Source organism: Cryobacterium adonitolivorans, from assembly GCF_004402695.1.
Lineage (GTDB): Bacteria > Actinomycetota > Actinomycetes > Actinomycetales > Microbacteriaceae > Cryobacterium > Cryobacterium adonitolivorans.
On the sequence record NZ_SOFL01000014.1, the window covers coordinates 1 to 12,350 of the forward strand.

Below are 12,350 nucleotides of genomic sequence, written 5' to 3' on the forward strand. Positions count from 1 at the left end.
CCGACGACGCTTGTCCGTTGCCCAGGTAGTCGCGGATGCTGTGGCCCAGGCCACGGCGCAATACGCTGCCCAGAGCGTGACACTGACGGTCACCATGACCCCAGCTGCCAGCGACGCTGCTGTCAGCGGGGACAGCGATCGCGTCGGTCAGGTCTTGACTAATCTCCTCGACAACGCTGTTCGACACACCCCGTCAGGCCGTGAGGTGGTGATCTCCGCCGCGGTAGTCGGCAGCATGGCAGTGATTGCGGTGTCCGACGAGGGCGATGGAATTCCGGGCGATCACATTTTGCATGTCTTCGAGCGGTTCTACCGAGTGGACGCCAGCCGGGACCGCGCCCACGGCGGCTCGGGCGTAGGTCTGGCGATCGCCAAATCCATCACCGAGGCCCACGGTGGAAGCATCCGCGCAGACAGCGCGGGTGCCGGCCGAGGCGCGANTCGCGCTGAGGGCACGGGGCGCTGTGATTGGGTAGCGTCGCGCCATTGATTGCCGCCCGGATCCGCATCATTCTCGCCCTGTGCGACGGCGAACTCTCGGTCAACAGCCTGGCCGAGCTGCTGGAGAAGTCCCCGCCGTCCGTGTCACAGCATCTAGCCAAGCTGCGCCTGTCACAGCGTGCCGATCGCGGCGACAACTGTGGGCAGCTGGGTGCGAGAACCGGCCTGGTCCATCGCCGCGGTAAGCGAAGTCGATGAGCCGACGGCGAACCCGCCAATAACCCCCGGCAGCGAAATGATCGGCCGGGTTGATGCTTGCTTCCCTGGTTCCGCCGGTCGAATGTGAGGGGCGCAGAATTCGTGGCCCTTCTCGTGCCCCTCGGGCGACGTCATCCTCGTTTCGGGGCACCCCTTTCCTCGTGTCCCGCCCGCGCGGATAATTAGGACATGGATGTGCCGTTGGGGTTGGGGGAGTTCGAGGATTCCAACGAGTTGGAGCACCTGCGACGACGCGCGTACGGACCGGATGCCAACATCGCGGGGGATGCGGCGGCTCAGGCTCGGCTCTCCGAATTGGAGGCCGCCCGACGCAGACAGCTCACTCCCGTCGTCGATGCCGCCACCTGGGTCCCCGCCCCAGCCTTGGATCGCGTCCCGGGCCCTGAGCCTTTCGGAGGGCCGCGCTCTGCTTCGACATCGGTCCCACTGCCTGACAATGGGGCGTTCGCCGAGCCGGAGCCTGCCGGAGGGTCGGACACCGCGCACGTCCGGGCCGACGGGCCGATGGCCGATTTTGACCCCATCAACGCGGCCCCCGCGGCACCGTGGTGGCGCCGCCGTTGGTCGGCGATCCTCGGCGGCTCCATCGCGGTCCTTGCCCTGATCGCGGCCCTGGTCGCGTGGATGTCGCCGGGTGCGCCGGACCACGTGCTCGCACCGGAGTACGGGCTCCCACCGGACTTCGTGCTCGGACTGGAGTCGGTCGGTGCTGATGCCGATGGGCCGAAAGACCCGCACGGCACTCTTGACCGGCTGGGTCTCAGTTCCGATAAGCTGCGGCGCTACGAGGATTTCGGCTACCTCAGCGTCTGGAGCGGTGAGTCTCGCCAGGGCACGGCCTGCCTGCTCGTGGCACACCCCGTCCAGGGGCTCAGCGAGGGGATCGGCGCCGAAGGGTGTTCCCCCGATGGCCTCGACACTATCGCTGACTTTGTGCAGATTCCGACCGGCAGCCTCACCCGGTTCGTGCTCAAGGGCGACCACGTCGACGTCTACATGTTCATGAGGGCCGCCGATCCGAGCGCGCCGCGAGGCTAGCTACTCGCGGCATTCATTTCGTGCGGTGCGCCGCTGCGAGGCGTGAGCAGTGATCATGAGCGGCCGGAGCCCACAGGCCGCAGCCGCCAAGAGTAGGAGGGAACCAGTCGGTGGCGGTGGCGGCCCATGCGGACTGCAGAATCGCGGGGTACTCGCCTCAGCGCTCGTGCGTGTCGCTGTCGTTCTCGAGCAGCATCCCGACCGACGTCGCGCAGGCATCGCCGCGCCACGCCTCGATGCCCTCCCGGATAGCGAACGCCGTGATGACGAGGCCGGCGATCGCGTCGGCCCACCACCAGCCGAGCAGGCTGTTGGCAACCAGGCCGACGAGCACCGCGGCTGACAGGTAGGTGCAAATGAGGGTCTGTTTCGAGTCCGCCACCGCGCTGGCCGAGCCAAGTTCGCGACCGGCGCGACGCTCGGTTAGCGAGAGGAAGGGCATGACGACGACGCTTAGCGCGGTGATGACAATGCCGAGCGTTGAGTGCTGCACCTGCTCCTGACCGGCGAGAGCGAAAATCGAAGTGACGGACACGTATGCAGCCAGTGCGAAGAATGCGAGAGCGATAACGCGCAGTGTCCCCTTCTCCCACCGTTCCGGGTCACGGCGGGTGAATTGCCAGGCCACAGCGGCCGCAGAGAGTACCTCGATCACAGAGTCGAGACCGAAGCCGATCAGAGCAGCGGACGAGGCGATCGAGCCAGCAGTGATGGCTACGACAGCCTCGACCAGGTTGTAAGCGATCGTCGCGCTGACGATCAAGCGCACGCGGCGCTGCAACACGGAACGACGCTCGTCGGCCGGCATTGAAATGGTGCTGGTCATGAGCAGGTGCACCCTTCTCGGTCGCAGCAATCGGGTTCGACCAACAGCACCACGCGCAGCAGTTCGTCGAGCGCCGCGGTCAGGTGCGCATCGGTGAGACGGTACCCGGCGCGCCTCCCATCGGGCATCGACTTGACCAAGCCGCAGCCTCGCAGGCATGCCAGCTGGTTCGACATGACCTGCCGCGAAACGCCGAGTGCGTCGGCCAGATCGGATGGGTAGGCCGGCGCTTCACGTAGGGCGAGCAGGATGCCGGCCCGCGTCGGATCGGAGAGAGCGTGGCCCAGCCGCGCGAGCGCAGTCGTGTGCGTGAGGGATGCGGTTCCGGGGGTCATGTCCCGACAGTACAGTGAATGCTGAATTAGCGAAACAGTGTGTCCTCGGTGGCTTGCGCAGTCCGATCCTTCCAGAGCCCCGCGGCGCGAAGTATCGCCTCGCATCAACTTCGATCTGTAGCGAACGACCGGGCAGGATGGAGGTGGCAAGGCGCAAGGCCTGCCCTTTGGAAAAGCGCATACGCGTCTGACGTTCGGCCGCCGGAGCGATTCGCATCCGCGTGTCCTATGGCCGGTTCGTACGTGGCACGAGGCCACACCCTAAGCTCAGTCCGGCGGTTCGGCGTTGCCGAACGGCGGCACGCTGATGTCTTTATCATTCACAACAACGTCCCCGGGATCGTCTGGGCCGCCCGTTCCGGGGGCTACTTTGACGTGGTCCGCGACGTCTGGGTCGATCGTCGAGGGCGCGGGGTCGTTCTGCCTGGCTTGTGTTTCGGCTTCGCTTGCCGGGCTGTAACTGGTGTCTTTGCGTGTCTGATCGCTACCTCTAGATATGTTTACTCCCTTGTAATTTAGTGGCGCGCTACCGGGCGAAGAAGCCGCGGTAGTACTCGTAGGTCCAGCCGACCAGGGCGATGAGGCCAATCCCCACGCCGATGATGGAGACCCAAATGCCGACGGCTAGCCCGAGGAAGAGGAGACCGAGCGCCGCGGCAAGGACGATGGGCCACCAACTGAACGGGCTGTAGAAACCTAATTCGGGGTCACCGTCGTCGATGCTGGCGTTGACGTTGTCTTCAGGCAGCGCACCGGCTTGGGCTTTATAGACCCGGCTGAGGTAGAACGCAATGAATGCGGCCAGGACGGCGCAAAGCCCTAGCGCAATAGTTCCCACCCACTCGATGGGAGTGCCGGGACCGGAAACGGACTGCGTTGCCAGCTGCTGGGCGTTGGTGACCAGGTTCCAGACGATGTAGACGACGTCGACGAGGAGGAAGAATCCGGCGAGTATCCAGAACAGGTTGACGTTTGCTCTCATGGGCGGTGATTCCCTTCGACGGCGAGGCGAATTGCGTAGGTGCGACTCTTACGAGTCAAGAAGCAACTTCTTGAGGTTCCTCAGAGCGTGCAGTGTGGTGAGCCCCACCACCTCGGACGGTGACCCAGAGAATTGACTTCGCACGGTGCGCACCGCACAGCGCGAACTGACGCTGATGAAGACCGTCCCTGGTCGCTCGCCTTCCTCCGGGCCGGGGCCACCGACACCGGTCACTGACACGCTGACGTCCGCTCCGACAGTGTCCAACACGGCCCGGGCCATTTGCTCGGAGCATTCGGCGGTGACGACTGGGCCACGACTGACCCCCAGCAGCCGGTATTTAGTCTCATTCTGATAGGCAACCACCCCGCCCGCGAACCACGATGATGACTCCGCCGCTGCTCCCAGAACTTGAGCGATCCGTCCAGCTGTGAGCGATTCCGCGACCGCAACCGTTATGCCGTCCGCCAGTGCGAGTTGTCCAATCTGCCCCGCCAGCTCTGAGATTTGATTGTCTTGTTCCTCTGCAAACAACATTGTTCGCCTCCTGCCCCTCTACATAACTTAGCTACGGCGACACGAAAAGACGAGCATTTCTTAGGTTCCGTTGCCGCCTCGACGGTCGTAAGACGCGGCTGTTGGCAATAACCCAGTTGGCTGCCGGTGCGGGTATAAGAGTTCGGCGCGCAAGTCTCGACAACGGCGGAGAGGATGTCGGCGGGCAAAACCTCGTCATCCGGCCGGATCGACGCTGCGATCCAGGCGCCTGGATTCATCCGGTTCACGCCCGGACGCTAGAGCTCCGGGTGCGTGCGAGCCCACTCCAGTGAGTGGCGGGCTTGAGCGGCGCTCAGCCGGGTAGTGCCGCCGCAATGAGTACAGGCATTCGAGTATGTCGTGGACAGCGGGAACAACGGTAGGAAAAAGAGTGTCAGTCGGTGGGAATTCTTGACCACGTGTTGCTCGGAGAGAGTGCCGCAGTATCCGCACACGAACGACACTATGTTCATGGTGGTCAGCTGGGCACGCGTGCCAAAAAGAAGAAACATGCGCTCAGCTAGTGGGGATAGGAATGCGTATGCGCACTTTGCTGGGCTCGATCCACGCCTTGAACGCCACTGCTTTGCCGAATCCGTCTCCGTCGAGTTCGATCTCCTCCGGCCGTGAAAAGCGTGCAGTGAACTGCGAAGCAGTTTCATAGCGCAGATCGCCGTCGTTCTTCTGCTCTCCGGCTAGGGCCTTGCCCGCTTTCGTTCGCCGAACGATTCCGTTGGTCCAGGCCACTTTCACCCACACCCTGATCCATCCCAACGCGCCGCCTGGCCGGGTCATCATCACGTCGAACAAACCGTCGTCCAACACTGCTTCTGGCATCAGCAGGATGTTGGCTGGCAGCGACCCGCAATTGCCGAGAATAAGAGTGTGCACAGTTGCACGTTTGTCGGCCCCATCGTTGATCCGGAACCGCAGGTGAAGTTCATCCGGGTCGCGCAGGGATTTGACGATCGCCTGTACGTACGCCGCCCAGCCGGCCTTCTTCTTTAAGTCTTCGTCTGTGTTGGTGATCATCTTCGCGTCTAGACCCAAACCTGCCATCACCACGAAGGCGTGCTCATCACGGGATTTGTCGTCTCGCTCGATGCGAATCATGCCCAAATCAATGGCACGATCCACGCCGGTGAATGCGGTGCGCACGCTTTCGGGCATGTCGTCCAGCGTCAATTTCAGATTGCGGGCGAGGAGGTTGCCCGTTCCCGAGGGTAAGAGTGCGACGGGGACATCATGCCCGCGAACTGCCTCAACCACCGCGCGCACGGTGCCGTCACCCCCAGCGACGATAACCATGTCAACGCCACGAGCGAGCGCCTCGGTGGTTACGCCCTGGCCGACGTCGTCGACGGACGTTTCGAACCACACGCTCTCCGTCCATCCTGCGGCCGCCGCTTCCGCGTTGACGGCGTCCCTCAACGCGTCGAGATCGACTTTGACGGGGTTGTAAATGACAGCGGCGGTTCGAGGTGTGGCATCGCTCATTGCGACAGTGTAGTCACGTCGGAGGGGTGTCTGCGTGTTCACGAGCGGACACTTGCTCGTTACCTCTCTACTTTCCGCCACATGGCATCTATGATCGTCCCGGCCAGAACTTCGGGCCACTGCCGCCGATTGCTGAAAGGTTAACCGTGTCGAAGTCGAAAAAGTCTGGCGCCGTCAAGCGCGTTCCCAAGCCGAAGTACGAGCAAGAGTTGGAACGGTTGCAAGCCGAGCTCGTTGGGATGCAGCAATGGGTCATAGAAACCGGAGCAAAGGTGCTGGTCATATTTGAAGGTCGGGACGCTGCGGGCAAAGGTGGGGCAATCAAGCGGATCGTCCAGTACCTCAACCCCCGTTCCGCTCGAGTCGTCGCACTTCCCGCTCCAAGCGAGCGGGAGCAGGGGCAGTGGTATTTTCAGCGATACATCGAACGGTTACCCACCGCCGGAGAGATCGTCCTGATGGACCGTTCCTGGTACAACCGTGGTGGCGTCGAACGCGTGATGGGGTATTGCACCGATGAGCAGTACTACCGGTTCCTCGAACAAGTCCCCCTGGTAGAACGGATGCTGGTCGATGACGGGATTATTCTGGTCAAATTCTGGTTCTCCGTTTCTGACGAAGTCCAGGAGGAACGGTTTCGCTCCCGGCTGGAGGATCCGATGCGCCGGTGGAAGCTCTCCGACACTGACCTCTTCTCGATCACTCGTTGGGAGGATTATTCCCGCGCCAAGGACGCCATGTTCGCGGCGACGGACCTTTCGTATGCGCCGTGGTGGACCATCGAGAGCGATGACAAGCGAGCGTCCCGGATCAACTCGATCAATCATCTCTTGACGCAAATTCCTTACGAGCACAGGGAACCCGAAAAAGTGTCAATACCGGATCGTCCAGGCGCGAACGATTACGACCGGCCCCCTCGGGAACGAACGAACTACGTCATCGATCATGCCAAAACCCTGAAAAAGAAGTAACGAATGGCGTGGGTTCGTCAGGAGGTTCATTGGTCACAACCCGCACCCGCGAAATAACCGTCTGAATTCCCAGCAGACGCTCACCGATAGTTAACCTGGTGCTTACCTTGGTGGCTGAGGATTACGTCATGATCACCATGACAGCCATCGTGCGACCGGTCGAATCGTTCCGCAGCTTCCCGGAGCTTGGTCAGAATCTTCGCCGACACTACGAACACACCTTATTGTTCACCGGCCAAATGTTCGTCATCTTCCCTGGCATAGGAGCGGTCCTCGTGACCGAACACGCAAACAAATATCGCTTCGATGTTGTCGGAAACGATCAGGCGACCGCCGATCATCGCGTATTGAAGCTTGAGGCCTATGTTCTGAACGAAACAAATGGTCAGCGCATCCGATTCGACTGGGCCAAAGCAGCCCACGTCCCTGTGCCCTTCCGATAAGCCAGCACCTCGCGCAATCGACCTAAGCTGACGTAGTCGTCGCAGGGAGCGCTGCAGGCACTCTCAGAAAGCTACGACTATGAATGACCTCTCGCAACACCCCACTCATACGGCGTTGGTCCTCGGTGACGGCGGATCGGCCGGCAATGCCTGGCTGATCGGCGTCGTCGCCGGCTTGGGAGTGGCCGGGTTGGATGTGACCGGGGCCGATCTGATCATCGGGACATCGGCCGGATCGACCGCCGCAGCCCAAATCACCGGCGCGTGCCCGGCCGAACTGCTTGCAGACATCCTCGACGCCGCGCCCCAACCACGCTCGGCTCCGGTGGAATCCGACGGTGCGGATGTTCGCGTTAGCCCGGTTGCAGACCAGATGGAGAGATCGAGCCGAATCATCGCTTCCGCTCCGGATGCGGCCGATATGCGCCGCAGAATCGGTGGGCGGCGCTCGAATGCAGGCGGTGTCGGACGACTCCGGGCAAGCGCAGTGGCGCGCTATCGTTGCCGCCCGACTTCCCAGCCAGTACTGGCCGCAACGGCGACTGCTTATCACGGCGCTCGATGCCCACACCGGTGATTCTGTCGTGTTCGACCGCCACTGCGGGGTCGTCGTGGTGGATGCCGTGGCCGCCAGCTGTGCCAGTGGCTTCGCCTACAGCATCGTCGACGGCCGTTACGTCGACGGCGGCTACCAATACAACGCCGACAATGCCGTTAGGCGGCCGGCCACGCACGAGTGCTGGTGCTCTCGCCATTCGGCGGCAGATCACGGACTCCGATTGACTGGGGCATGCATCTCGCGACACAGGTAGACGAACTACGCGCGGGCGGCGGCAGGCTCGAAACGAGCTTCCCAGACAACAATTCGCGCACCGCATTAGGCGACAACATGATGGATCCGTCGACGCGGCCGCCCGCCGCATGAGCCGGATATGACCAAGGCCGAGCCCTCGCCGCGCCGCTCGCCGGATTCTGGAGCTGAGACCCACGAGGATCGGCCTTTGGCGAGGAAGTAGGCAGCTATCCTAAGCGAGGGGGCATCATGGCGAGCACGAGGACACCGGTATCCCGCGCCCGCTCCGCCTGGAGCAATATCTTCCTCGGAGTCGCGCTGTTTGCATTCGCGTGGTTCGCATCCGGCTTGGTAGTCAATCTCTCCCGGCTGTCACCCTCGGACGCTTCGACGACGGGATGGGCGACGGTTGGAATCGCCATCGGGTCATTCATCACGGGACCGATCATCGCAGTATCCATGGCCGCCTCAATCGCACTCAAGCCGACAGGAGTCCGAGTTGTCGGGTCGGTCGTAATGCTACTTTCGGTGGCCATCCCATTCGTCTTGGTGGCTGTCGCCAACTAGCGAGCGGCAGCCGCCGAAGAGAGGCCGATACCAAGGCGGGAAAGCTCCAAGCGGTGCAGGTGGAGGCCGCCGAGTACAAGAAAGAGCGTGGACGGCAGTGGCAGCGGTCAGCCCCAGCAGGTCCGGCGCGGTGCCGACGACTGGTTTGACCAGCTCGGCCAGTGCCAGGGAGAAAATCAGGGTGAAGCCCAGCACGTAAAGGGACGGGAGAAGCACCAGGCCCACACCGTGGTTGCTTAAAGCCAACACGGCAAGGATTAGGAACGCCGGCATGATGAAGCCGAGGTCGAGGATGAAGATCGAGTAGAGAGAGTCAATTTGGTCGCGGTCGCGCATGAGCGGGATCAGCATCGTGATCCATAGCGGGTAGTACATGGGGGGCTGCAGCAGGGCGCCGAAAGCGGAGGTTATCCGCAGCCCGCAGCCCGCGTGGCAGCGTCGCCTGGGCCATCGCGTCCCGCCGCAGGTTGGCCGTACCGTAGACGATGCTCCAGAACGCCAGCGTGAAGATCGCCAAGCAGACGAGATAGAAGCCGTTGTAGGTGCGCTCGATCATGCAGATCCCCTAGGCGTAAAAAAGATAGCCGAGCAGACCAAATTCCGGTAGCTGCTGGCGGGGTCGGTCGGCGCGGGCGAGCGCGGCGAGGATCAGCCGGGCGGCTCCCGCGAGCACCGAGATGGTGATGTCTTGAGCGAAGGCGCTAGGAAGCAGCGACTCGGCGACGAGTCCGCTATAGAGGGTGGGCGCCAGAAGACCGGCGATAGCCGCGGCGACGGCCAATCCGCCGATCAGCGCCCACAGCAGCCTGTTGAGCCCAAGGTTGTTGATCACGCTGTCTTCCTAAGTCGCCCGTCTCTAGGCTTGCAGCGCCGGTCCGTAAGCGATAACCCCCAGTGTGGGATATTCGACCCGATGACTGGATTGCGGGACATTTGCCGCGACTGCGTTGCTGCCTGCACCTCAGGCGCCTAGAGCGCGTACCGCGTGTCCCATCCGTACTCGGCAAAGAACAACGCCTCTGAGTAGGTCAGCTCGTTCGGGAACGTCAGTGTGCGCATGCGCCCGCGAAGGTAGGCGACCGTTTCGAGGGTGTCTGGTTCCCCCGCCGTGGATTCTTCCGGAATACTGATGAGCTCGCTGCCCGGTCCAACGACCACGCGCACCACCACCTCATCGCCGTCGCTGTTGACCGCGGGTAGGTGGAGCATCTCGGAGACGTGGCCGCCTGGAAACGCGACCACCAACTCCATGAGTGCATCCGCTGCCCCGTCTGTGGTCAGGAACGATTCTCCGCAATACGAAATTCTCTTCATGGGCTTACCGATTCCCTGCCTTGTCGACGCGAACCCGCCGAGAGCGACGGCAACCTGACGCCGACGCTACGAATGGCGTCGTTCGGCAGGAGGCGTTTCATCGGTCACAGCCGTCATGAACGGATGCGGTTCCTCTTTCGGGGACCGACTGGCGATGCCGTCAAGCTATCAGGCTGAGGTAGTTGGCCGCTGTCGGCGCAAAGGGGGACCACTCCGTTATCGTCCGCGATATCGTCCTCCGTCAGAACGAGCCGATGCCCTTGCCGATGAGCACGACGCCGATCACGGTGAATACGACTATCGCCCTCGTCGCGGCGCCCGCGTTGAGCCCGGCGGAGCCGATCGTGACTCCGGCCGCGGCGCCAAGAGGTAGGCGGGCGAAGACTCGCGGCACGCCGAACCGTCGGGTCTATTGTGGCGGCATGAGCCCGGACAATACTCCCGCTCGAAGAGGCTGGGCGAGCGCGTTGATCGTCGTGGGGGGATTGCTTTCGGTCGCGCTCTGGGTGGTTTTCACCACGGCGCACGGTCCGACTTCGGTCAACGAGGACCGCGCGGTTCTGGGCGGCTCGATGGTGTTCTGGGGCATGTTGCTCGGCGGTATTCCGAATCTGCTGATTGCAACGGGGCTGGTCCTTCTCGCGTCGCGTCTGGTGCCGGCTCCCGGCCGTTTGGCACGGGTCGGTTACGTGCTGCTCCTGATCGGGCTCATCATTCCTGCGCTTATCGATCTGAGCATCCAGGCCCTGGGGGCACCCTTCTTGCTTCCGGTTGCCGCAATCGGGCTGGCCATGCTCGCTGTGGGAACCCGGCGCAACCCACGAGTCAGCAGGCCGAGCCGCTTTCTGTTGTTGATGATCGGCGTTCTCCTCGCCAGTGCCTTTGCGTGGGCCTTGCTGCCGGGCTCCTTCACGGACCCGATCGGCGGCTACCGAATCTATGGCGTTTTCGCTCACTTCGGGGCAGGTATCGGTTGGGTCCTCTTCGGTTTCAGCGTCCTGCGTGCGCGATCGCGTAGTGCGGCGTGGCTTGGTTAGCAAAACGGCGTCGCCTTGTTCTGAGGGAGCTGAAGATGAAACGACGACTTCGATTCGGGCTCGGATTGCACAAATGGGTCCTCAAACAGGACTCGTGGGACGCGCCGAGGTGCCACGGCTATCGCTACTGCGACAATTTTCTGAACGACGAAAACCGTCACGTCCTGGGCCTCGGAGGCGGCCCCTGAGCCTCACTGTGACGAAGGTCCCGCTTCACCCCGCGTAGCGTGGACCGGGCACCAGCCCCGCACCTTCGCAACACTCGCCCCGACATCGGCGATGCTCGTCCGCACTCACTATGCGCAGCATCTCCCGATCGCCGGTCGCATCGCCACGGGACTATTCATGGTCATCAGCCTGCTCTTCGGCGCCTGGTTTCTCGCTCAGTTCGCGCTCCGCGAGCGGAGCATCGATTCCATTCACGCCGGCTACCTGTTGCCCACCGTTGCCGCGGCGTTCATCGTCGGGCAGGGTGCAGGCGCGTCCGGCTGGACGTTGCTGGGCGAGGCCGCCATCGCTGTCGGCATCCTGTTCTGGCTGTTGCTCGGTACGATCATCCTCGCGCGGATGGCATTGCGTCCGCCGCCGCCCGCCGCGCTCCTGCCGACCTTTGCGATCTTCTCCGCACCGCCGGCCGTTGCGGGAAACGCCTGGTTCGCCGTCAACAACGGCCGCATCGACCTGGTCGAGACGATGTTGCTCGGCACCTTCGTCGTGCTGATCCTTGTTCAGCTAATGATGCTGGCCGCCTACTGGCGGCTGCCCTTCACCCTGGGGTTCTGGGCCTTCACGTTCACCGCGGCCTCCAGCGGAACGTATGCGGCACACTGGCTGGCGCTCTGGGGCGGCCCCGGGCGCGCGGTGTGGGCGTGGCTGGCCATCGGGCTCGTCACGGTTCTGATCGGGAGCATCGCCGTGCGATCCGTGGCCCTGCTGAGCGGGCACAGCCTTCGTTCGACATCGTCGGCGGCGTGAGGGTCCGAAACCGCTGAGACCGACGGCGCCCCGGCGACTAGCTGTACTGCGCCATGAGGTGGGTGACACTTGTGGGGCCTTGTGCGTAGGGAGAACCTCCGGGCTTAGTGGAGGGGTCTAACGCCGTCACAAGCACCGGAGGTTCCCATGGGTCACCCTAATCCGCCGTTGACCATGCGCGGGAAACTTATCCTCAGCCAGCGCGAGGTTGTGGATAAACGCCCCGTCGCGCACGTCGCTAAAGAGCTCGGTATCTCACGCCAATGCGCCCATAGGTGGGTGCGTCGATACCGGGAACGCGGCGAGGCCGGCCTG

Annotated in this window: 18 protein-coding genes and 2 pseudogenes; 9 read left to right on the plus strand and 11 right to left on the minus strand. The window is 63.0% G+C overall.

Annotated elements, in window-relative coordinates:
* The first annotated feature begins 94 nt into the window (after nucleotides 1-94).
* The 3 genes and pseudogenes from E3O42_RS05125 to E3O42_RS17920 all read left to right on the plus strand — a co-directional run bounded on the left by E3O42_RS05125 (nucleotide 95) and on the right by E3O42_RS17920 (nucleotide 1,758).
* Nucleotides 95-490: a sensor histidine kinase gene (locus E3O42_RS05125; RefSeq protein WP_478213361.1), complete on the plus strand. Its 396-nt coding sequence runs from the start codon at nucleotides 95-97 to the stop codon at nucleotides 488-490.
* A pseudogene (locus tag E3O42_RS18440) lies at nucleotides 469-618 on the plus strand (ArsR family transcriptional regulator); the annotation flags it as partial. The gene E3O42_RS05125 and the pseudogene E3O42_RS18440, both read left to right, overlap by 22 nt.
* 270 nt (nucleotides 619-888) lie before the next feature.
* The gene (locus E3O42_RS17920) at nucleotides 889-1,758 is read left to right on the plus strand and encodes a hypothetical protein (protein WP_166787899.1); all 870 of its coding nucleotides are present in this window, start codon (nucleotides 889-891) and stop codon (nucleotides 1,756-1,758) included.
* Nucleotides 1,759-1,915: 157 nt separating this feature from the next.
* On the opposite strand, the gene E3O42_RS05145 is transcribed toward E3O42_RS17920, so the two are convergent.
* From E3O42_RS05145 to E3O42_RS05170, 6 genes are all read right to left on the minus strand, one after another.
* Entirely contained in the window at nucleotides 1,916-2,584 is a 669-nt protein-coding gene (locus tag E3O42_RS05145; RefSeq protein ID WP_134452911.1) for a cation efflux transmembrane domain-containing protein, read from the minus strand.
* On the minus strand, nucleotides 2,581-2,919 hold the full coding sequence (locus E3O42_RS05150; protein ID WP_134452912.1) for an ArsR/SmtB family transcription factor: 339 nt from the start codon (nucleotides 2,917-2,919) through the stop codon (nucleotides 2,581-2,583). The genes E3O42_RS05145 and E3O42_RS05150 overlap by 4 nt, the downstream gene beginning before the upstream one ends.
* Nucleotides 2,920-3,445: 526 nt before the next feature.
* Entirely contained in the window at nucleotides 3,446-3,901 is a 456-nt protein-coding gene (ctaF, locus tag E3O42_RS05155) for an aa3-type cytochrome oxidase subunit IV (RefSeq protein WP_134452914.1), read from the minus strand.
* Nucleotides 3,902-3,949: 48 nt separating this feature from the next.
* Nucleotides 3,950-4,438 carry a CinA family protein gene (locus E3O42_RS05160; protein ID WP_134452916.1) on the minus strand — a complete coding sequence of 163 codons (489 nt, stop codon included), beginning with the start codon at nucleotides 4,436-4,438 and terminating at the stop codon, nucleotides 3,950-3,952.
* A gap of 257 nt (nucleotides 4,439-4,695) precedes the next feature.
* On the minus strand, nucleotides 4,696-4,950 hold the full coding sequence (locus tag E3O42_RS05165; protein ID WP_134452918.1) for a zinc-ribbon domain-containing protein: 255 nt from the start codon (nucleotides 4,948-4,950) through the stop codon (nucleotides 4,696-4,698).
* Between the two features lie 4 nt (nucleotides 4,951-4,954).
* Entirely contained in the window at nucleotides 4,955-5,935 is a 981-nt protein-coding gene (locus tag E3O42_RS05170; RefSeq protein ID WP_134452920.1) for a diacylglycerol/lipid kinase family protein, read from the minus strand.
* Between the two features lie 146 nt (nucleotides 5,936-6,081).
* Between E3O42_RS05170 and ppk2 the strand changes: the two genes are divergently transcribed.
* From ppk2 to E3O42_RS18820, 3 genes are all read left to right on the plus strand, one after another.
* Nucleotides 6,082-6,906, plus strand: a complete 825-nt coding sequence (ppk2, locus tag E3O42_RS05175) for a polyphosphate kinase 2 (RefSeq protein ID WP_134452922.1) — start codon at nucleotides 6,082-6,084, stop codon at nucleotides 6,904-6,906.
* A 128-nt stretch (nucleotides 6,907-7,034) separates the two neighbouring features.
* Nucleotides 7,035-7,349, plus strand: coding sequence for a hypothetical protein (locus tag E3O42_RS05180; protein ID WP_134452924.1), 315 nt, complete (start codon nucleotides 7,035-7,037; stop codon nucleotides 7,347-7,349).
* 79 nt (nucleotides 7,350-7,428) lie between these two features.
* Nucleotides 7,429-7,926 (plus strand): patatin-like phospholipase domain-containing protein, encoded by a 498-nt coding sequence (locus E3O42_RS18820; RefSeq protein ID WP_338144926.1) that lies wholly within the window; start codon nucleotides 7,429-7,431, stop codon nucleotides 7,924-7,926.
* A 735-nt stretch (nucleotides 7,927-8,661) separates the two neighbouring features.
* Here the strand turns inward: E3O42_RS18820 and E3O42_RS05190 are convergent.
* From E3O42_RS05190 to E3O42_RS17925, 5 genes are all read right to left on the minus strand, one after another.
* Nucleotides 8,662-9,060, minus strand: a complete 399-nt coding sequence (locus E3O42_RS05190) for a hypothetical protein (RefSeq protein WP_134452925.1) — start codon at nucleotides 9,058-9,060, stop codon at nucleotides 8,662-8,664.
* Nucleotides 9,023-9,265, minus strand: a complete 243-nt coding sequence (locus E3O42_RS05195; protein ID WP_134452926.1) for a hypothetical protein — start codon at nucleotides 9,263-9,265, stop codon at nucleotides 9,023-9,025. The genes E3O42_RS05190 and E3O42_RS05195 overlap by 38 nt, the downstream gene beginning before the upstream one ends.
* Nucleotides 9,266-9,274: 9 nt before the next feature.
* Nucleotides 9,275-9,541 carry a hypothetical protein gene (locus E3O42_RS05200; protein ID WP_134452928.1) on the minus strand — a complete coding sequence of 89 codons (267 nt, stop codon included), beginning with the start codon at nucleotides 9,539-9,541 and terminating at the stop codon, nucleotides 9,275-9,277.
* Nucleotides 9,542-9,678: 137 nt separating this feature from the next.
* A complete protein-coding gene (locus E3O42_RS05205; RefSeq protein ID WP_134452930.1) occupies nucleotides 9,679-10,023 on the minus strand; it encodes a hypothetical protein in 345 nt (114 codons plus the stop codon).
* Nucleotides 10,024-10,264: 241 nt separating this feature from the next.
* A complete protein-coding gene (locus E3O42_RS17925; RefSeq protein ID WP_166787900.1) occupies nucleotides 10,265-10,417 on the minus strand; it encodes a hypothetical protein in 153 nt (50 codons plus the stop codon).
* Between the two features lie 28 nt (nucleotides 10,418-10,445).
* Between E3O42_RS17925 and E3O42_RS05210 the strand changes: the two genes are divergently transcribed.
* From E3O42_RS05210 to E3O42_RS05220, 3 genes and pseudogenes are all read left to right on the plus strand, one after another.
* Nucleotides 10,446-11,060, plus strand: a complete 615-nt coding sequence (locus E3O42_RS05210; RefSeq protein WP_134452931.1) for a hypothetical protein — start codon at nucleotides 10,446-10,448, stop codon at nucleotides 11,058-11,060.
* Between the two features lie 261 nt (nucleotides 11,061-11,321).
* Nucleotides 11,322-12,035: pseudogene (locus tag E3O42_RS05215) on the plus strand (SLAC1 family transporter); the annotation flags it as partial.
* Nucleotides 12,036-12,182: 147 nt separating this feature from the next.
* The coding region (locus E3O42_RS05220) for a helix-turn-helix domain-containing protein (RefSeq protein ID WP_166787901.1) at nucleotides 12,183-12,350 on the plus strand (168 nt) is incomplete at its 3' end.

What these genes read in the sequence shown, in the direction of transcription:
- E3O42_RS17920 (WP_166787899.1), top strand. Translation starts at nt 889, where the DNA reads ATGGATGTGCCGTTGGGGTTGGGGGAGTTCGAGGATTCCAACGAGTTG.
- E3O42_RS05145 (WP_134452911.1), bottom strand. Translation starts at nt 2,584, where the DNA reads ATGACCAGCACCATTTCAATGCCGGCCGACGAGCGTCGTTCCGTGTTG.
- E3O42_RS05150 (WP_134452912.1), bottom strand. Translation starts at nt 2,919, where the DNA reads ATGACCCCCGGAACCGCATCCCTCACGCACACGACTGCGCTCGCGCGG.
- ctaF (WP_134452914.1), bottom strand. Translation starts at nt 3,901, where the DNA reads ATGAGAGCAAACGTCAACCTGTTCTGGATACTCGCCGGATTCTTCCTC.
- E3O42_RS05160 (WP_134452916.1), bottom strand. Translation starts at nt 4,438, where the DNA reads ATGTTGTTTGCAGAGGAACAAGACAATCAAATCTCAGAGCTGGCGGGG.
- E3O42_RS05165 (WP_134452918.1), bottom strand. Translation starts at nt 4,950, where the DNA reads ATGTTTCTTCTTTTTGGCACGCGTGCCCAGCTGACCACCATGAACATA.
- E3O42_RS05170 (WP_134452920.1), bottom strand. Translation starts at nt 5,935, where the DNA reads ATGAGCGATGCCACACCTCGAACCGCCGCTGTCATTTACAACCCCGTC.
- E3O42_RS05180 (WP_134452924.1), top strand. Translation starts at nt 7,035, where the DNA reads ATGATCACCATGACAGCCATCGTGCGACCGGTCGAATCGTTCCGCAGC.
- E3O42_RS18820 (WP_338144926.1), top strand. Translation starts at nt 7,429, where the DNA reads ATGAATGACCTCTCGCAACACCCCACTCATACGGCGTTGGTCCTCGGT.
- E3O42_RS05190 (WP_134452925.1), bottom strand. Translation starts at nt 9,060, where the DNA reads ATGCTGATCCCGCTCATGCGCGACCGCGACCAAATTGACTCTCTCTAC.
- E3O42_RS05195 (WP_134452926.1), bottom strand. Translation starts at nt 9,265, where the DNA reads ATGATCGAGCGCACCTACAACGGCTTCTATCTCGTCTGCTTGGCGATC.
- E3O42_RS05205 (WP_134452930.1), bottom strand. Translation starts at nt 10,023, where the DNA reads ATGAAGAGAATTTCGTATTGCGGAGAATCGTTCCTGACCACAGACGGG.
- E3O42_RS05210 (WP_134452931.1), top strand. Translation starts at nt 10,446, where the DNA reads ATGAGCCCGGACAATACTCCCGCTCGAAGAGGCTGGGCGAGCGCGTTG.